Genomic DNA, 16659 nt, shown 5'->3' with positions numbered 1-16659 from the left:
ATACGCTATACCTCAGGGCAATCGCCCAGCCCCTCATAGCCCTGCCGGCACCTTCTGCCCGGATAGAGCAGCGGCGGATGCTGGTCAGCGCCATGCCCGCAAAAGTTCCAGCAGCGCGTCTTCGCTGGGTTCCGGCGCAATGTGGATCTTTTTGCCGAGGGCGTCGCCCAGGGCTGCGGCGATACGTCCGGACAGGGCGAAGAAACATGTGTTTTCAAAAAGCGCATGCAGCGCCGGCCGCCCGGTCAACGCCTGCATCGTTGCCGCCGCCTTGACCGAATAGAGCAGCACCGCTTCAACCGGCTGGCCGGACAGGCGCGCGAGGATTGCGGCGTCCGAATAGCCAGGCGCAACGGTATCGTAGGTCTCGATGGCGCGGACGTGGAGACAAGCGGCCTTCAGCCGCTCCTCGAACGCCGGAAACCGCACGCGTCCGCATAGATAGACGACCGTACCAGCCGCGAAGCTGCCGGCAAGCGCATCCGCTAGCGCCTCGGCATCGCCCGGGCCCTCGCTGACGGACAGGAATCCCGCCGCGCGGGCTGCTTCCGCCGTCCTTTTGCCGACGGCATGGCAGGGCAAGGCGGCGAGCGCCGCGATGATCTCCTTCGGCGCATGGCGCACGGCATTGGCGCTGGTGACCGCGACGGCCACGGCATTGTCGGCGGCTGCATCGGCATCGACCGGCAGGGCCACCGTTTCGGTCAACGGCAACAGGACCGGCCGAAAACCTTGGTCCTCCAGCCGCTGTGCCGTGCGCGAGGCGCCCGGTTCCGGCCTCGTCACCAGGATGCGAACCATGTCAGGCCCAGCCGTCGAAGAATTTTTCGCCGGCCTTGGCTCGCACGGTCCTGGCGGCATCCTCGCCGATGCAGGCGGCCTCCTGTGCCGGGCCTTGCGCCTTGACCTCATGGGATTGCGTGCCGTCCGGCGAGATGATCAGCCCGGCGAAGAAGACCGTTCCGCCCGATATCGTCGCATGCCCAGCGATCGGCGTGCGGCACGACCCGTCGAGCGCCGCCAGGAAGGCGCGTTCGCAGGCCAGCGCCTGCCCGGTCGGCACGTCGTGGATCGCCGTCAGCATACTTCCCACGTCGCGATCGCCGATGCGGCTTTCGATGCAGATCGCGCCTTGCCCCGGCGCCGGCGGAAAGATGTCCAGCGGCATCAGGTCGGTGATGATATCTTCGAGCCCGAGCCGCTTCAGCCCGGCATAAGCGAGGATGGTGCAGTCGGCGACGCCCTCGGCCAGCTTGCGCAGCCGCGTCTGCACATTGCCGCGGAACATCACCACATCGAGGTCCGGCCGCATGCGCCGGATCAGCGCCTGGCGCCTGAGCGACGACGAGCCGACCTTCGCGCCCTGCGGCAGTTCGGCGATTGCTTTCGCCGCCTTGCCGACGAAAGCGTCGCGCGCGTCCTCGCGCGGCAGGAAGGCGGACAGTTCCAGCCCGTCGGGCAACACCGTCGGCATGTCTTTCGACGAATGCACGGCGATGTCGATACGGCGCGCCAGCAGCGCTTCCTCGATCTCCTTGGTGAACAGCCCCTTGCCGCCGGCTTCCGACAGCGGCCGGTCCTGGATGCGGTCGCCGCTGGTCGAGATGACGACCACTTCGAATGCGTCAACCGGCATGCCGTGCGCGGCCATCAGCCGCGCCTGCGTTTCATGCGCCTGCGCCAGTGCCAGCGGGCTGCCGCGTGTTCCGATTTTCAAGGTTGTTTGCATGGCGCGCAGTCCGTGATAACCCCCGGCAGATTGAGGCCGTTTTCCGGGCTTTCTCCTAGCGGGGAAAGGCCTGACATACAATCTCTAGAGGCAGCGCCGAATTGATCCGCGTTCTGGGCATTGAGACGAGTTGCGACGAGACGGCCGCCAGCGTGGTGGCGCTGGACGGTGATTCAACACCCAGGATCCTGTCCGATATCGTGCTCAGCCAGATCGAGGAGCATGCCGCCTTCGGCGGCGTCGTGCCGGAGATCGCGGCGCGCGCCCATGTCGAGGCGCTGGACGGCATCATCGAGGCCGCGCTCGTCGATTCGGGCGTCGATCTCGCCGACATCGACGCGATTGCCGCGACCGCCGGGCCCGGCCTGGTCGGTGGGCTGATCGTCGGGCTGATGACGGCGAAAGCCATTGCCGCGGCTGCGAACAAGCCGCTGATCGCCATCAACCATCTCGAAGGCCATGCGCTGACCGCGCGGCTGACCGATGGGCTCGACTTTCCCTACCTCTTGCTGCTGGTTTCCGGCGGCCACACGCAGATCGTCGCGGTGCGCGGCGTCGGCGACTACCAGCGCTGGGCGACGACGATCGACGATGCGCTCGGCGAAGCCTTCGACAAGACGGCCAAGATGCTCGGCCTGCCCTATCCCGGTGGGCCGAATGTCGAGAAGACGGCAGCAGACGGCGATGCCGCGCGCTTTGCCTTCCCGCGCCCGATGAAAGGCTCGGCGCAACCCGATTTCTCGTTTTCAGGGCTGAAGACCGCCGTGCGCCAGGCAGCGACGGCCATCGCCCCGTTGAGCGACCAGGACGTCGCCGACATCTGCGCCTCGTTCCAGGCGGCAGTGGCGGATGCTCTGGGTGACCGCGTTTCGAGAGCGCTGGTGCGTTTTCGCGAAACGTTTCCCGACACGCAAAATCCGGCCTTGGTCGTCGCGGGCGGTGTCGCCGCCAACCGCACGATCAAGACGACACTGGAAGCCCTGTGCGAGAAGGCCGGCTTTGCCTTCGTCGCGCCGCCGCTCAAACTCTGCACCGACAATGCGGCGATGATCGCGTGGGCAGGCATCGAACGACTGCGCGCCGGCATCGCGGATGAAAATGCCGCCGATTTCGTGCCGCGCTCGCGCTGGCCGCTGGACAGCATCTCCGCCCCGGTGGTCGGCTCGGGTCGGCGTGGGGCCAAGGCATGACCGGCGGCGCAGCAATCAAGGCCACGAGCGGCTGGCGCGTCGCGGTTCTTGGCGGCGGCGCCTGGGGCACGGCGCTGGCGCTGGCCATGCTGCGCGCTGGCCATTCGGTCCGGCTGTTCGCGCGCGATCGGGAGACTGTTGAGGCGATCGGTCGCGGCGAAAATCCGCGTTATCTGCCCGGCATCGCGCTCGAGCCTGGCATCGAGGCGACAAGCGATATCAAAGTGGCTCTTGCCGATGCCGACTGCGTGCTGGCGGTGGTTCCGGCACAGTCGCTTCGCGCCATGCTGACGGCGGCAAAAACCCATATGCCGAAGGGCGTCCCGCTGGTTCTCTGCGCCAAGGGCATCGAGCGCGACACCGGGGCTTTGCTGTCGGCGATCGCCAGGGAGATCCTGCCCAAAAATCCGGTCGCCGCCCTGTCCGGCCCGAGTTTCGCAACGGACGTCGCAAGGGGCCTGCCGACGGCCGTGGTGGTCGCCGCCCGCGGCGAAGGCCTGGCGGCGGACCTTGCCGCCCGCTTTTCGGCCGAGAATCTGCGCTGCTATTCGAGCGATGACCTGATCGGCGTCGAGATCGGCGGCGCGCTGAAGAACGTCTTCGCCATCGCCGGCGGCGCCATCACCGGCGCTGGGCTCGGCGCCAGTGCCCAGGCCGCGATGGTGACGCGCGGCTTCGTCGAATTGCGCCGCGTCGGCGCTGCATTTGGCGCAAAGCCGGACACACTGATGGGGCTTTCCGGCCTCGGCGACCTGCTGCTCACCTGCTCATCCGCCCAGTCGCGCAATTTCGCCTACGGGCTGGCGCTGGGCCAAGGCAAGCCGCTTGCCGGCCTGCCGCTGGCCGAAGGCGTGCCGACGGCGGCGATCGCCGCCCGCATTGTCACCGAACGCCGGATCGACGCGCCAATCATCACCGCCGTCGCCGCCATACTGGACGGCACGATCACCATCCGCCAGGCTGTGTCGGCATTGATGACAAGGCCGCTGAAGACCGAAGCCGACGTGTAATTTCGACCAACCCGGAGATGGAAAGATGCTGTTTGCACTGATTTGCAAGGACAAGCCTGGAAGCCTGCAGGTGCGGCTCGACACGCGGCCCGAGCATATTGCCTTCCTGGAAGGACTGAACGGCGAGCAGAAGCTGGCCTTCGCCGGCCCGTTCCTCGACGCCGACGGCAAGCCGAACGGCAGCCTCGTCGTGGTCGAGGCGCCCGATCCGGCCGCGGCAGAAGCCCTGTCAGCGGCGGACCCCTACGCCAAGGCCGGGCTGTTCGAAAGCGTCGAAATCCGGCAATGGAACTGGACCTTCAACAAGCCGGCGGCTACCTGATTTCCAGTCGCCAGAAGGAGCAAAACAATGAACTACTGGCTGTTCAAATCGGAACCCTCGGTCTTCTCCTTCGAGGCGCTGAAGGCGAAGGGGAAGGCCGGCACGCAGTGGGACGGCGTGCGCAACTATGCGGCGCGCAACAACATGAAGGCGATGCAGATCGGCGATCTCGGCTTCTTCTACCATTCCAATGACGGGCTCGACGTGGTCGGCATCGCCGAGGTCTGCGCGCTGGCCCATCAGGACACCACCACTGACGATCCACGCTGGGAATGCGTCGATATCCGCGCCGTCAAGGATGTGCCGAAGCCGGTGACGCTGGAACAGGTCAAGGCCAATCCCAAGCTTGCCGAGATGGCGCTGGTGCGGCTCGGACGGCTTTCCGTGCAGCCGGTGACGCCGGCCGAATGGAAAGAGGTCTGCCGCATGGGCGGCCTGACGCCAGCTCCGTGACGACGCTGACGCCAAACAGCGCGAAAAACTTCATCCTCGACAACACGGCGCTGATGGCGCCGCCGCATGTGCCGGAGATCCTGCTGCATCTCGCCGACGAGGCGCATGAATTGTGGCAGCGGACCGAGGACGAGCTGACCGAAATCGGCCTGCCGCCGCCCTTCTGGGCGTTCGCCTGGGCCGGCGGTCAGGGTCTTGCCCGCTATATCCTCGACAACCCGTCCGACGTGCGCGGCAAGCGCGTGCTCGACTTCGCCTCCGGGTCCGGCCTTGTCGCCATCGCAGCAGTGAAGGCAGGCGCGACTAAGGTGATTGCCGCCGACATCGACCCGTTCTGCGCGACAGCAATCCGCCTCAATGCAGAGGCCAATGGCGTCGGGATAGAATTGCTGGACACCGACAGCATCGGCACCGATGCCGGCTGGGATGTGATCCTGGCCGGCGACGTCTTTTACGACAAGCCTTTCGCCGATCGTCTGATCCCGTGGTTCGCGATGTTGAGAGCGCGCGGCGCCGAGATCCTCGTCGGCGATCCCGGCCGCGCCTATCTGCCGAAGACCGGGCTGGAACCGCTTGCCGTCTACGAGGTGGCGGTGACGCGGGCATTGGAGGACGCCGAGGTCAAGCGCACCACCGTCTGGCGCTTTGCTTGACGGCACCGCCGAACCGGCGTTCCATCACGGTTCGATTTTGAGAACACGCATGTCGTAGTCCCAAAATCGCTTGGCACTTTTTGGGCGACATGCTTCCGGGGAGGGAGGGAAATCATGGATTTTTCAGCAGTGAACTGGCTGGCGGTTATCGTCGCCGCCGTGGTGGCGTGGTTGTTCGGCGCCGCCTGGTACATGACCTTGAGCAAGCCGTGGCTCAAGGCCGTCAAGCTTGATCCCGCGACCATGAATAAATCGCCGCTTCCCTTTGTCATCAGCTTCATCGCGGAACTCGTCATGGCGCTCGTCATGTCGCTGGTCATCGGCGCGATGACCGGTGGCGAACCGAGCCTCCTTGCCGGGCTTGTCCTCGGCTTCGTACTCTGGCTCGGATTCGTCGCCACCACGCTTTCCGTCAATCATCGCTACGAAGGTTTCGGTTGGGACCTGACCGTCATAGACGGCGGCCACTGGCTTGGCGTGCTGCTCCTCATCGGCGCTGTGATCGGCTGGTTCGGAGCGGTGGCGGCTTAAGTTTCCGACACAGCGGTCACGTCGGCGTCTTTGCCACTTCGTCGAGAAGCCATTCGCGAAAGGCGACGATGCGAGGCTCGTCGGCGACGTTCTTGGGATAGACCAGAAAGTAGGCGAATTCCGGAGCGACCTTGATGCCAAGCTCGAAGGGCCGTATCAGCCGGCCCTCGGAAAGATCGTTTGCCACCATGGCGAAATCGGCGAGCGCGACGGCATGGCCGTCGAGCGCAGCCTGAACGACATCCGAAGATGTGCTGAAGACGAGCGTTCGGCTGTCGTCGAAATCGTCGATGCCGGCCGCCGCCATCCACATCCGCCAGTTCGGCCACGTCACGCCCTGTCGCGCCCACTCGATATGGGCGAGCGTGTGATGGAACAGGTCGCGCGGCTCCTTCAGCGGCGGCCCCGCTCGCAGTAACGCTGGACTGCAGACAGGAATGATGACGTTGTCGAACAGCCGGTCGGCGCAAAGGCCCGGATATTTTCCGGCGCCGAAGCGGATACCGACATCGACGTCGTCCAGGTCGAAATCGCGCAATTCGGAGGTTATATCGAAGCGGAGCTCGACACCGGGTTGATGCTTGCGAAAGTCGTCGACGCGCCGCATCAGCCATTTTGTCGCGAACTGGGCATCGAGGGTCACTTTCAGCAGCGCCGTTCCGCGCGCCGTCTTGTGCGCCCGTGAAACGGCACGGCCGAGCAGGTCCAGCGCGTCGGTCGCGGCCTCGAACAGCACCGCGCCCGCCTCCGTCAGCCGAATGGTGCGGCTGGTGCGCGTGAACAGCACGATCCCGAGCTGATCCTCGATTTCCTTGATCTGGTGGCTGACCGCGGCCGGCGTCAGGCCGAGCTCATCGGCGGCGCGGGTGAAATTGAGGTGCCGGGCGGCTGCTTCCAGCGTCCTCAAGGCACGGGTTCCGGGCAGCAGGCGGGCCATCAGCGCCGAATGATTCTTGGCAGGATCATCGCTTTCGATCCACAAATAAAACTTTATGATCGAGAAAAAACTACTCGTTTCCCCCTTAAATTTCAATCCGGCATAATGGGATCATCGACAAACCATCAAACCCGATTTGATGTCTGGATAGAAGGGGTCACGTCATGTCTCAGATCGTATTGAAGTCTCGAACCACCGGGCCAGTCTGGCTGCAGGAGGCAATCGAGTGGTTCCGCCACGCGAAAATCGCGCTCAATCTCCCGCATGAGCTCCCGTGTAAAAATATCGAGGATCTGTCGGATCGCCAATTGCGCGACATCGGCGCCGAACGGAAGGATGTCGCGCGTGCGACGGACCGGGAACTCGGCCGGCTGGGTCTGCTCGACATCGGCTGGCAGCGGGTTAGGGGAGTAAAGTAAGGCAGTAAGGCAGTAGGGCAGTAGGGGAATAGGGTGGTAAGGAAGTAAGAAGTATCAGTAGGATTGGGCGAACGCGCCGCTTAGCTTTTCCTACTCCCCTATTCCCCTACCTCACCACCCTCACCACCGTCCGATCCGACAGCAGCGGCAACAGCCGGGCCATCGTGCGTGCCGTCACCGCGACGCAGCCTTGCGTCGGTGTGAAGCCGGGACGCGCGAGATGAAAGAAGATGGCGCTGCCGCGCCCGCGGCGGCGCGGCGAAATGTTCCAGTCGAGCACCAGGCAGGCATCATAGAGCCGGTCGGCGCGCCGCATCCGCTCGTGGCTGGCGCCATAGGGAATCCTGACCGGACGGTTGTAGTTGCGATCGTCAGGCACTTCGCACCAGCCGAGATCGCGACTGATCGGCGCCATCGCCAGTCGGGTTTTGCGGCCGCCGGAAAAATGATCGTTCCGGAAATATCCCGACAGGATCCGCATCGAACCTAGCGGCGTGGCACCGTCGCCTTCGCGTTTGCCGGCCGATATGCCGCCGCGTCCCAGTGCACATGAAAACACCAGTCCGCCGACCTGCAGGAGCCCCTGGCTGGCGTGGCCGGGCCTGGCGCGCACCGTGAGCACACGAAGCCCTTTTCGCAAAAATGCGCTCGCCTCATTGCGCGCGCGTTTTTTCTTGTATGATCGTGCCACGGAACAAATCACTGTGATCGGCTGTTGTGCCGGTCAGCTTCCGCATAAACAGGTAGCGGTCAACTGAATTTTCTTTTCAAAACAACGGATTGATCCATGACTTCACGCACCATTCTGATCGTCGATGACGATGACGACCTGCGCGGCACGCTCGTCGAACAATTGTCTCTCTACGACGAATTCGACGTCTTGCAGGAATCGAACGCCGCCAAAGGCGTCGCCGCGGCACGCGGCGGCCTCGTCGATCTGCTCATTATGGATGTCGGCCTGCCCGACATGGACGGCCGGGAGGCGGTGAAGATACTGCGCAAGGGCGGCTACAAGTCGCCCATCATCATGCTGACTGGACACGACACCGATTCGGACACGATTCTCGGCCTCGAAGCCGGCGCCAACGACTATGTGACCAAGCCGTTCCGCTTCGCGGTTCTCTTGGCCCGCATCCGTGCGCAGCTTCGCCAGCATGAGCAGAGCGAAGACGCCACCTTTTCGGTCGGCCCCTACACTTTCAAGCCCAGCCAGAAGCTTCTGATCGACCAGCGCGGCGCCAAGGTGCGGCTGACCGAAAAGGAGGCCTCGATCATCAAATATCTCTACCGCGCCGACCAGAAGGTAGTGACGCGCGACGTGCTGCTCGAGGAAGTGTGGGGCTACAATTCCGGCGTCACCACGCACACGCTGGAAACCCACGTCTACCGGCTGCGCCAGAAGATCGAGCGCGATCCTTCCAATGCGGAAATTCTTGTGACAGAAAGCGGCGGCTACAAGCTGGTTCCTTAAACTTTTCATTATCCAATGAGCGGTCGGGGCGGGACCGCTTCCGGGTGCGGTCCTGAGACTGGAGGTGGTTCTGGATCGAACTGACGCATCGGCCCAGAGATCGGACTCGATTTTTGGAAAGCACGATGCGTCGATGCAAAGTGTTGGAGCATCGGGCCCGAAAGTGGGTACCGGTTTTGGGAAAATCCGATGCTCAAACAAGAAGATAGAGCGGCGGTACGCTAACTTGAAAGTCCGCCGCTCTAGAGTGTCCTTTGCGCATCCAGACGCGCGGCGCTCTAAGGGAGGGATTGGACTGACCGTTCGGGGACATAGCTAGATGGCGCTGGATGACGACATCCGCATCCTGTCCACCGTGAGGCTCTTTGAGGGCTTCACGCAGGAACAGCTGCGTTTGCTGGCCTTCGGCGCGGAAACCACCAAACTGCAGGCCGACCACAAGCTTTACCGCGAGGACGACGAGGCCGATTGCGCCTATATCGTGGTCAGCGGGCGCATCGTGCTCTATCGCGAGCAGGATGGCGACCGCGTCCCGCTAGGCACGGCCGGCCCCGGTACCATGTTGAGCGAACTGGCGCTGATCGCCGACACCAACCGGCTGACCAGCGCGTCAGCCGCGGTCGATTCGGAAGTGCTGCGGCTCAGCCGCAAGATGTTCCGCCGCATCCTGGAGGAATATCCCGATATCGCGGTCCATCTGCACCAGCGCATCTCCGAGGATTTCCAGGCGATGATCCGCCGCATCGAGAAGCTGGCGCCGCGTTTCGACGGCTGAGCGGGCAAAGGTGGTACAGAACCTTCTGAAGCGCCGGAGGGACAGCGCCCCCCTCTGTCCTGCCGGACATCTCCCCCACAAGGAGGGAGATTAGCAGTTCGGACGCTCCGCCCACTTCTGCAGCGTTCGAGATTGGCGAAAGCCAAGGTGACGGCCGATCTCCCCACAAGTGGGGGAGATGTCCGGCCGGACAGAGGAGGCGCGAAGGATCGCTACAGACTGCAGTCCGACCTACGCCAGGTCGAACCGCGCGATCACCGGCACATGGTCCGACGGACGTTCCCAGCCGCGCGCCGGCTGCAGGATTTCATAGCCGGCAAAGCTCGGCACCAGGTTCGGCGACGACCAGACATGGTCGAGCCGCCGGCCGCGATCCGACGCTTGCCAATCCTGTGCGCGGTAGCTCCACCAAGTATAGAGCTTCTGCTCATAAGGCACGTTGAGCCGCATCAGGTCGACCCAGTCGCCGGCGAGCCGCATCGCCTCGAAACTCTCCGTCTCGACCGGCGTATGGCTGACCACCTTCAAGAGCTGCTTGTGCGACCAGACATCATGTTCGAGCGGCGCGATGTTGAGGTCGCCGACCAGGATCGAACCGGACACGTCGTCGTGCTCTGCGCGAATGGCGTTCATCTCTGCGACGAAATCCAGCTTGTGCTTGAACTTGCGGTTGATGAGGGGGTCGGGCTCGTCGCCGCCGGCCGGAACGTAGAAATTATGCAGCAGAATCGCCTTGCCGCCGGCGCGGATGGTGACCGACAGATGCCGGCAGTCCTCGATCTCGCAGAAGCGGCGCTTTTCGACGATCTCGATCGGCCGACGTGCCACCGTCGCCACGCCGTGATAGCCCTTCTGACCATGGAAGGCGATGTGCTCGTAACCGAGCTTGCGGAAGGCCTTTTCCGGAAACAGCTCGTCCGGGACTTTGGTTTCCTGCAGGCACAGCACGTCCGGTGCCTGTTCGACTAGCAGACGTTCGACGATCGGCATGCGCAGGCGGACGGAATTGATGTTCCAGGTGGCGACGGAAAAGGGCATGCAGCGGGTCCAGAGCAGCGCAGACCCGCACAGCCGACTGGCTCTGACGGGTGATGACGCCTTTTGAAAGAGTCGGCCCGGAAACTGCCAGCCGCGCACCGCAAAAACAAGCCGGCCCGCGCTCGAAGCGCTGTCCAGGCTGCCACCAGGGTTCGCCGAGGTTCAGGTCAGGCCGAGTCGAGGATGGCGAATTCCGAGAACCGGAGCGGAACGAACTTAAAGTATGTGAGCACCGGCCTACGCCGGCCGTAGCCTTAACTGCCACGACCGCTCATGAGTGCTTCGGCCGGCGAAGGCCGGAAGCGCAGGTATCAGCCATTCGCGGGCTGGCCTCACCTGAAAACAGCGGACACTAGCGCGATTTGGTGTTCAGCTCGCGATTGGCCGTATAGTCGATGGCAAAGGTGTCGGGGGAGAAACGCACGCCTTCCCTGACGTTGAAGATCATCACCGTGGTGTCCTTGCCTTGCGCGTCGGTGATGGTCCACTGGCGCAATTCGTAGGATTTCGGATCGAACATCATCGTGATCCTCGAATTGCCGAACACCGACTTGTCGGCAAGCTGGATGGTGGTCAGGTCGTTCTCTTCCTTGACGCTTCTGACGCGGCCGCCGGAGAGGTCGATCCTGTTGTCGAGCAGCAGCTTCAGCGGCGTCTTCGACAACGGATACAGATCGGACGTTTTCAGCCTCTTGTTGAGGATCACCACCGACTTGCCGTCGGAAATCACCCTGAAATTCGACGCCCCGTCATAGTTGAAGCGGATCTTGCCCGGCCGTTCCAGAAAGAACTTGCCGCCGGTCTGCTCGCCCTTGGGTCCAAACTGCACGAACTCGCCGGTCATCGATTTGACCGAGGAGAAATGGTCGGCGATCTTCTGCGCCGCTGGCGGCACCGCTGCTTGCGCCGACGCCAGCAACTGGACGCCGGGAACGACATTGATGGCTGCCGCGCCGGCAAGGACCACGCCGAGGCCAAGCATCTGGCGGCGGGTCGGGGCAAAATCGCTGATCGGGTCAAAGGAAGAGTTTTTCATACCGGTCACTCTCATCTGGTTCATATAGTGTCGCAGTCCCTTGGCCCCCCAGTTGGGCTTAAGTTTGGCGGCCCGGACAGCGCTCAGTCGCAGCAACGCGCCAAAAGGTTCAAAGTTGCCCACCGACGTTGCAGCCCCGGGCAGGCCTGGCGGTGCTTCCCGGCCGGGTCAGAATTTGTCCTCCTCCGTCGGCACCAGGATCTCGCGTTTTCCGGCGTGGTTTGCCGGACCGACAATGCCTTCCTTCTCCATCTTCTCGATGATCGAAGCGGCGCGGTTGTAACCGATGCCGAGCCGGCGCTGGATGTAGCTGGTCGAGGCCTTGCCGTCGCGCAGCACCACGGCAACCGCCTGGTCGTAGGGATCGTCGGAATCCTCGAAATTCCCACCGCCGCCACCGCCTGAACCGCCCTTGCCCGACGGCTCGTCGTCGTCCTCGCCTTCATCCTCGGTGATCGCGTCGAGATATTCCGGCACGCCCTGCAGCTTCAGATGCGCGACGATCCTCTCGACCTCGTCGTCGGAAACGAAGGGACCGTGCACGCGCTGGATGCGGCCGCCGCCGGCCATGTAGAGCATGTCGCCCATGCCGAGCAGCTGTTCGGCGCCCTGCTCGCCCAGGATGGTGCGGCTGTCGATCTTCGACGTCACCTGGAAGGAGATGCGGGTCGGGAAATTGGCTTTGATCGTACCGGTGATGACATCGACCGACGGCCGCTGCGTCGCCATGATGACATGGATGCCGGCGGCGCGCGCCATTTGCGCCAGGCGCTGCACGGCGCCTTCGATGTCCTTGCCGGCGACCATCATCAGGTCGGCCATCTCGTCGATGATGACGACAATGTAGGGCATCGGCTCGAGATCGAGGTTTTCGGTCTCGTAGATCGCCTCGCCGGTCTGGCGGTCGAAACCGGTCTGCACGGTGCGCGAGATTTTCTCGCCTTTCTTCTCCGCCTGCTGCACGCGCGCGTTGAAACCGTCGATGTTGCGGACGCCGACCTTCGACATCTTGCGATAGCGATCCTCCATCTCGCGCACGGTCCATTTCAGCGCCACCACCGCCTTCTTCGGATCGGTGACGACAGGCGTCAGCAGATGCGGGATGCCGTCATAGACCGAGAGCTCCAGCATTTTCGGGTCGATCATGATCAGCCGGCAATCCTGCGGCGTCAGCCTGTAGAGCAGCGACAGGATCATGGTGTTGATGGCGACCGATTTGCCCGAACCGGTGGTGCCGGCGACCAGCACGTGCGGCATCTTGGCGATGTCGACGATAACCGCCTCGCCGTTGATGGTCTTGCCCAGCGCCAGCGCCAGCTTGGCCTTGGTGGTCTCGAAATCGCGACTGGCCATGATCTCCCTGAGATAGACGGTCTCGCGCTTGGCGTTCGGCAGCTCGATGCCGATCGCGTTGCGGCCAGGCACCACGGCGACGCGGCAAGCGATCGCGCTCATCGAGCGCGCGATGTCGTCGGACAGGCCGATGACCCGCGACGATTTGATGCCGGGCGCCGGTTCCAGCTCGTAGAGGGTGACGACCGGGCCGGGGCGCACATGGATGATCTCGCCCTTGACGCCGAAATCCTCCAGCACGCCTTCGAGCAGGCGGGCATTCTGCTCCAGCGCGTCCTTGGACAGGCTGGCGTCGCGCACGACGTTCTTCGGTTCGGACAGGAAATGCAGCGACGGCATTTCGAATTTTTCGGAGCCGATCAGCGATGTCTGCGCCTCGCGCTGGACGCGGGCGCCCGGAACGGGCCGGGGCGCCGGCGCCGCGACGCGCGTCGCGGCATTGGGCGTGGCGCGATGCTGCCCTGCGGGCTCCGGCGCAAAATCCACGTCGTCATCGTCGAAGACATCGGCGTCGTCGGGATCGAGCGAGGCACTGCGGTCGTTGACCATGGCGGCGAAGAATTCCGGCTCGACGCGGGCGCGCCCATCGGCACTCATCCGCGCTTCGGCGTATTCGGCCGATTCGACCCGTTCGGCTGCGCGCCGCCAGGCGCTGGCGCGCGGTTCCATCTCCGGTTCGAAATCGTCGCGCTCCTGGCGGCGCGCGGCACGACGGCGCAAATAGGCGCGCAACGACAGCCACCAATGCGTGATCGCTCCGAGCGCCAGAATGCCCTCGTCGCCTTCGTCCTCGTCATTGTCGAAAAGCAGGTCGTCCTGGTCCCGGGGATCGGGTTCGGCCGGCTGCTCCGCGACGGCGAAGCCGTTCTTGCGTGCAATCAGCGCCGAGCCATGGGCAAACAGCCACAGCGCCGGCGCCGCCAGAAGCACGGCAAGCACGCTGGCGATGAGACCGGTCGGATAGCCGCCGACGACGAGACCGGGAATCTTGAGCACCATGTCGCCGAACACGCCGCCGAGTCCGGTCGGCAGCGGCCAGGTCGGAGGCGGCACCACGCAGCCGGCGATGGCCGCGGCAAGCACCGCGTAGCCGAACCAGGCGAGCCCGCGCTTCGGCAGCCTGTCCACGCCGCGCGCCGAAAACAGCAGAAATCCCCAGATCACCGCCGGCACCAGCGCCGCGACGGCGGCGAGGCCGAAGAACTGCATGGCAAGGTCGGAAAAGACAGCGCCCGCATAGCCCATGGCGTTGGTGACGATGTTGCCGGTGGCGTGCGAGAAGCTCGGGTCGGCGACGTTCCAGGTAGCCAGGCTGGCGACACCGAAGGCGACCAGCGCAAACAGCCCGGCGCCAACCAGTCGGCCGACCTGACGCCGCGCGAACGCCTGGATGCCGTGCCCCGTATCGGCCAGCGCGAGCGGTGCTGAAGCCCCTGAACGCATGCTCTTCCCCGTCTGTCGTTGCCCGGCCGGACGCGTGCGCGCAACGCGGCGGATTCGGGCACCAGACTATCGGCGGGAAGGTTAAGGCCGCATTAACCATGGGTGCATGCCGGCACGTCTGGGTGAAAAGCGGCCACAAAAATGGCGGGCACGCTGACCCGCCATCGTTTGGGTCAGCTGGTCGATCAAGCCTCAGGCTGATCGCCAGATCCTTTGAGCGCGCGTCCTTTTGGACGCCCAAAGCCGCTCCAACACTTTAATTGACGCATTTTCGCACTAGTTGGCGCCGCCGAGCGCCTGCACGTTCGCGCGGAACTCGGCCTCCGGCGGCGCGGCGGCGCACAACAAAAAAGAGGCCCGGTGCATGTCCGGGCCTCAGGGCGCGAGCCCCTTTCGGGAGCGTCGCGACGGGATGGGACGATGCGGGGCAGCCAAGGCCGCCCCGCACACGACTACGGATGATAGGCCGCTTCGCCATGCGAGGTGAGGTCGAGCCCTTCACGCTCTGCATCGGCTGTCGGACGCAGGCCTACGATCATATCGACGATCTTGTAGAGGATGGCGCTGCCGATACCCGACCACAGGACGGTTACCAGGACACCCTTGAACTGCGACCACAACTGGGTAGCCGTGCCGGCATAGCCGGCGGCGAAGTCGGCCGTCGAATAATCGACGATGCCAGCGCCGCCAAGAGCGGGATTGACCAGGATGCCGGTGCCGAGCGCGCCGATGATGCCGCCGATGCAGTGAATGCCGAAAACATCGAGGCTGTCGTCATAGCCGAACTTGTTCTTCACGACTGAGACGAAGAAGTAGCAGCCACAGGTAGCGACGATGCCGAGCACGATGGCGCCCATCGGTCCGGCAAAGCCGGCAGCGGGCGTGACGGCGACAAGGCCGGTAACAGCGCCCGAAACCGCGCCAAGCATGGACGCTTTGCCGCGCAGCAGCGTTTCAAGCACGATCCAGGTCACTGCCGCCGCCGCTGTGGCGACGAAGGTGTTGATCATCGCCAGCACCGCATAGGCATTGGCTTCGAGGTTCGAACCGGCGTTGAAGCCGAACCAGCCGACCCACAGCAGCGAAGCGCCGACCATGGTCAGCGTCATCGAATGCGGCGCCATGATGTCCTTGTTGTAGCCGATGCGCTTGCCGATCATGAGCGCGCCGACGATGCCGGCGATGCCCGCATTGATGTGAACGACCGTGCCGCCGGCGAAGTCGACGGCACCGAAGCCGAAGATGAGCCCGGACGGGTCGCCATAAGCACTCGGGCCTCCCCAGAACCAGACCATGTGCGCGATCGGGAAGTAGACGAACGTCACCCAGAGGATGGTGAAAAGGATCACGGCGGAGAACTTGATGCGTTCGGCGAAGGCGCCGACGATCAGGGCAGGCGTGATGCAGGCGAAGGTCATCTGGAAGATGACGAACACCAGTTCAGGAATGGCGACGCCCTTGGTGAAGGTTTCCGACAGCGTCGTCACGTCGACGCCGGCGAGAAACATCTTGGAAAGGCCACCGATGAATGCATTGCCGGGGGTGAAGGCAAGGCTGTAGCCGTAGAAAACCCAGACGATCATGACCACGCTGGTGATGGTGAAGACCTGCATCAGCACCGACAGCATATTCTTGGCGCGAACCAGGCCGCCGTAGAAAAGGGCAAGGCCGGGAATGGTCATCAACAGCACCAGAATGGTGGAAAGCATCATCCACGTCGTGTCGCCCTTGTCGACGGTAAAGGTCGGCGCCGCTGGCGCTGCCGCTTCGGCGACCGGCGCCGCTTCCTGTGCGAAAGCGGCAATCGTGCCCAGGGCTCCAAGCGTAAACGCGCCCAGCAGCGCGGTGCGCGCCGCCGACTTCAAAGTAGAAGGAATATTCATTGAACTCTCCATTGGAATACGTGTCCGCAGCTCAAAGCGCGTCGGTGTCTGTTTCGCCGGTGCGGATGCGCACCGCCTGGTCGATGCCGAAAACGAAGATCTTGCCATCGCCGATCTGACCTGTCTTGGCCGCCGCAGTGATGGCTTCGACGGCCTTGTCGACCATGTCCAGGCCGACCGCGACTTCGATCTTGATCTTCGGCAGGAAGCTGACCGCGTATTCCGCCCCGCGATAGATTTCCGTGTGTCCCTTCTGACGCCCGTAGCCTTTGACTTCGGTGACGGTCAGGCCCTGGATGCCGACTGCGGTGAGCGCTTCGCGCACCTCGTCAAGCTTGAACGGCTTGATGATTGCCATCACGATTTTCATAAGGTTTCACCCTTTGCTGTTGCGGGTCCCCCGCGTTTGCACGACT

Annotated in this window: 18 protein-coding genes; 9 read left to right on the top strand and 9 right to left on the bottom strand. The window is 63.8% G+C overall.

Features of this window, described 5'->3' with window-relative positions; all coding sequences use genetic code 11:
• Window positions 1-84: 84 nt before the first annotated feature.
• On the bottom strand, window positions 85-801 hold the full coding sequence (locus AC0NID_RS07025; protein ID WP_473452138.1) for a uroporphyrinogen-III synthase: 717 nt from the start codon (window positions 799-801) through the stop codon (window positions 85-87).
• A 1-nt stretch (window position 802) separates the two neighbouring features.
• The gene (hemC, locus tag AC0NID_RS07020; RefSeq protein WP_473452136.1) at window positions 803-1729 is read right to left on the bottom strand and encodes a hydroxymethylbilane synthase; all 927 of its coding nucleotides are present in this window, start codon (window positions 1727-1729) and stop codon (window positions 803-805) included.
• Window positions 1730-1833: 104 nt separating this feature from the next.
• Here hemC and tsaD point away from each other — a divergent pair, with 104 nt between their 5' ends.
• The 6 genes from tsaD (at window position 1834) to AC0NID_RS06990 (ending at window position 5888) form a co-directional block, all read left to right on the top strand.
• On the top strand, window positions 1834-2919 hold the full coding sequence (tsaD, locus tag AC0NID_RS07015; RefSeq protein ID WP_473452645.1) for a tRNA (adenosine(37)-N6)-threonylcarbamoyltransferase complex transferase subunit TsaD: 1086 nt from the start codon (window positions 1834-1836) through the stop codon (window positions 2917-2919).
• Window positions 2916-3929 (top strand): NAD(P)H-dependent glycerol-3-phosphate dehydrogenase, encoded by a 1014-nt coding sequence (locus tag AC0NID_RS07010; RefSeq protein ID WP_473452133.1) that lies wholly within the window; start codon window positions 2916-2918, stop codon window positions 3927-3929. Before tsaD ends, AC0NID_RS07010 begins: the two co-directional genes overlap by 4 nt.
• Window positions 3930-3954: 25 nt before the next feature.
• Window positions 3955-4251 carry a YciI-like protein gene (locus tag AC0NID_RS07005; protein WP_473452131.1) on the top strand — a complete coding sequence of 99 codons (297 nt, stop codon included), beginning with the start codon at window positions 3955-3957 and terminating at the stop codon, window positions 4249-4251.
• 27 nt (window positions 4252-4278) lie between these two features.
• Window positions 4279-4704 (top strand): EVE domain-containing protein, encoded by a 426-nt coding sequence (locus AC0NID_RS07000; protein WP_127288235.1) that lies wholly within the window; start codon window positions 4279-4281, stop codon window positions 4702-4704.
• Between the two features lie 53 nt (window positions 4705-4757).
• Entirely contained in the window at window positions 4758-5357 is a 600-nt protein-coding gene (locus AC0NID_RS06995) for a class I SAM-dependent methyltransferase (RefSeq protein WP_473452643.1), read from the top strand.
• A gap of 114 nt (window positions 5358-5471) precedes the next feature.
• The gene (locus AC0NID_RS06990) at window positions 5472-5888 is read left to right on the top strand and encodes a DUF1761 domain-containing protein (protein WP_473452129.1); all 417 of its coding nucleotides are present in this window, start codon (window positions 5472-5474) and stop codon (window positions 5886-5888) included.
• Between the two features lie 16 nt (window positions 5889-5904).
• On the opposite strand, the gene gcvA is transcribed toward AC0NID_RS06990, so the two are convergent.
• The gene (gene gcvA / locus AC0NID_RS06985) at window positions 5905-6825 is read right to left on the bottom strand and encodes a transcriptional regulator GcvA (RefSeq protein ID WP_473452127.1); all 921 of its coding nucleotides are present in this window, start codon (window positions 6823-6825) and stop codon (window positions 5905-5907) included.
• 164 nt (window positions 6826-6989) lie between these two features.
• Between gcvA and AC0NID_RS06980 the strand changes: the two genes are divergently transcribed.
• Window positions 6990-7244 carry a hypothetical protein gene (locus tag AC0NID_RS06980; RefSeq protein ID WP_473452125.1) on the top strand — a complete coding sequence of 85 codons (255 nt, stop codon included), beginning with the start codon at window positions 6990-6992 and terminating at the stop codon, window positions 7242-7244.
• A gap of 106 nt (window positions 7245-7350) precedes the next feature.
• Here AC0NID_RS06980 and AC0NID_RS06975 read toward each other — a convergent pair whose 3' ends face one another.
• Entirely contained in the window at window positions 7351-7884 is a 534-nt protein-coding gene (locus AC0NID_RS06975) for a L,D-transpeptidase family protein (RefSeq protein WP_473452124.1), read from the bottom strand.
• Window positions 7885-8031: 147 nt separating this feature from the next.
• Here AC0NID_RS06975 and AC0NID_RS06970 point away from each other — a divergent pair, with 147 nt between their 5' ends.
• Both AC0NID_RS06970 and AC0NID_RS06965 read left to right on the top strand, forming a co-directional pair.
• Entirely contained in the window at window positions 8032-8715 is a 684-nt protein-coding gene (locus AC0NID_RS06970) for a response regulator transcription factor (protein WP_473452122.1), read from the top strand.
• Between the two features lie 319 nt (window positions 8716-9034).
• The gene (locus tag AC0NID_RS06965) at window positions 9035-9490 is read left to right on the top strand and encodes a cyclic nucleotide-binding domain-containing protein (protein WP_473452120.1); all 456 of its coding nucleotides are present in this window, start codon (window positions 9035-9037) and stop codon (window positions 9488-9490) included.
• Between the two features lie 231 nt (window positions 9491-9721).
• Here AC0NID_RS06965 and AC0NID_RS06960 read toward each other — a convergent pair whose 3' ends face one another.
• The 5 genes from AC0NID_RS06960 to AC0NID_RS06940 form a co-directional block, all read right to left on the bottom strand.
• The gene (locus AC0NID_RS06960) at window positions 9722-10528 is read right to left on the bottom strand and encodes an exodeoxyribonuclease III (RefSeq protein WP_473452118.1); all 807 of its coding nucleotides are present in this window, start codon (window positions 10526-10528) and stop codon (window positions 9722-9724) included.
• Between the two features lie 352 nt (window positions 10529-10880).
• A complete protein-coding gene (locus AC0NID_RS06955; protein ID WP_473452116.1) occupies window positions 10881-11564 on the bottom strand; it encodes an outer membrane lipoprotein carrier protein LolA in 684 nt (227 codons plus the stop codon).
• 168 nt (window positions 11565-11732) lie between these two features.
• Window positions 11733-14360 carry an FtsK/SpoIIIE family DNA translocase gene (locus AC0NID_RS06950; protein ID WP_473452114.1) on the bottom strand — a complete coding sequence of 876 codons (2628 nt, stop codon included), beginning with the start codon at window positions 14358-14360 and terminating at the stop codon, window positions 11733-11735.
• 452 nt (window positions 14361-14812) lie between these two features.
• Complete coding sequence (locus AC0NID_RS06945) at window positions 14813-16243, bottom strand: ammonium transporter (protein ID WP_473452112.1); 1431 nt, start codon at window positions 16241-16243, stop codon at window positions 14813-14815.
• A gap of 31 nt (window positions 16244-16274) precedes the next feature.
• Window positions 16275-16613 (bottom strand): P-II family nitrogen regulator, encoded by a 339-nt coding sequence (locus AC0NID_RS06940; protein ID WP_023800571.1) that lies wholly within the window; start codon window positions 16611-16613, stop codon window positions 16275-16277.
• Between the last annotated feature and the right edge of the window lie 46 nt (window positions 16614-16659).

Source organism: Mesorhizobium sp. WSM4821 (assembly GCF_055901555.1).
This window is presented reverse-complemented; position numbering and strand designations above follow the sequence as displayed.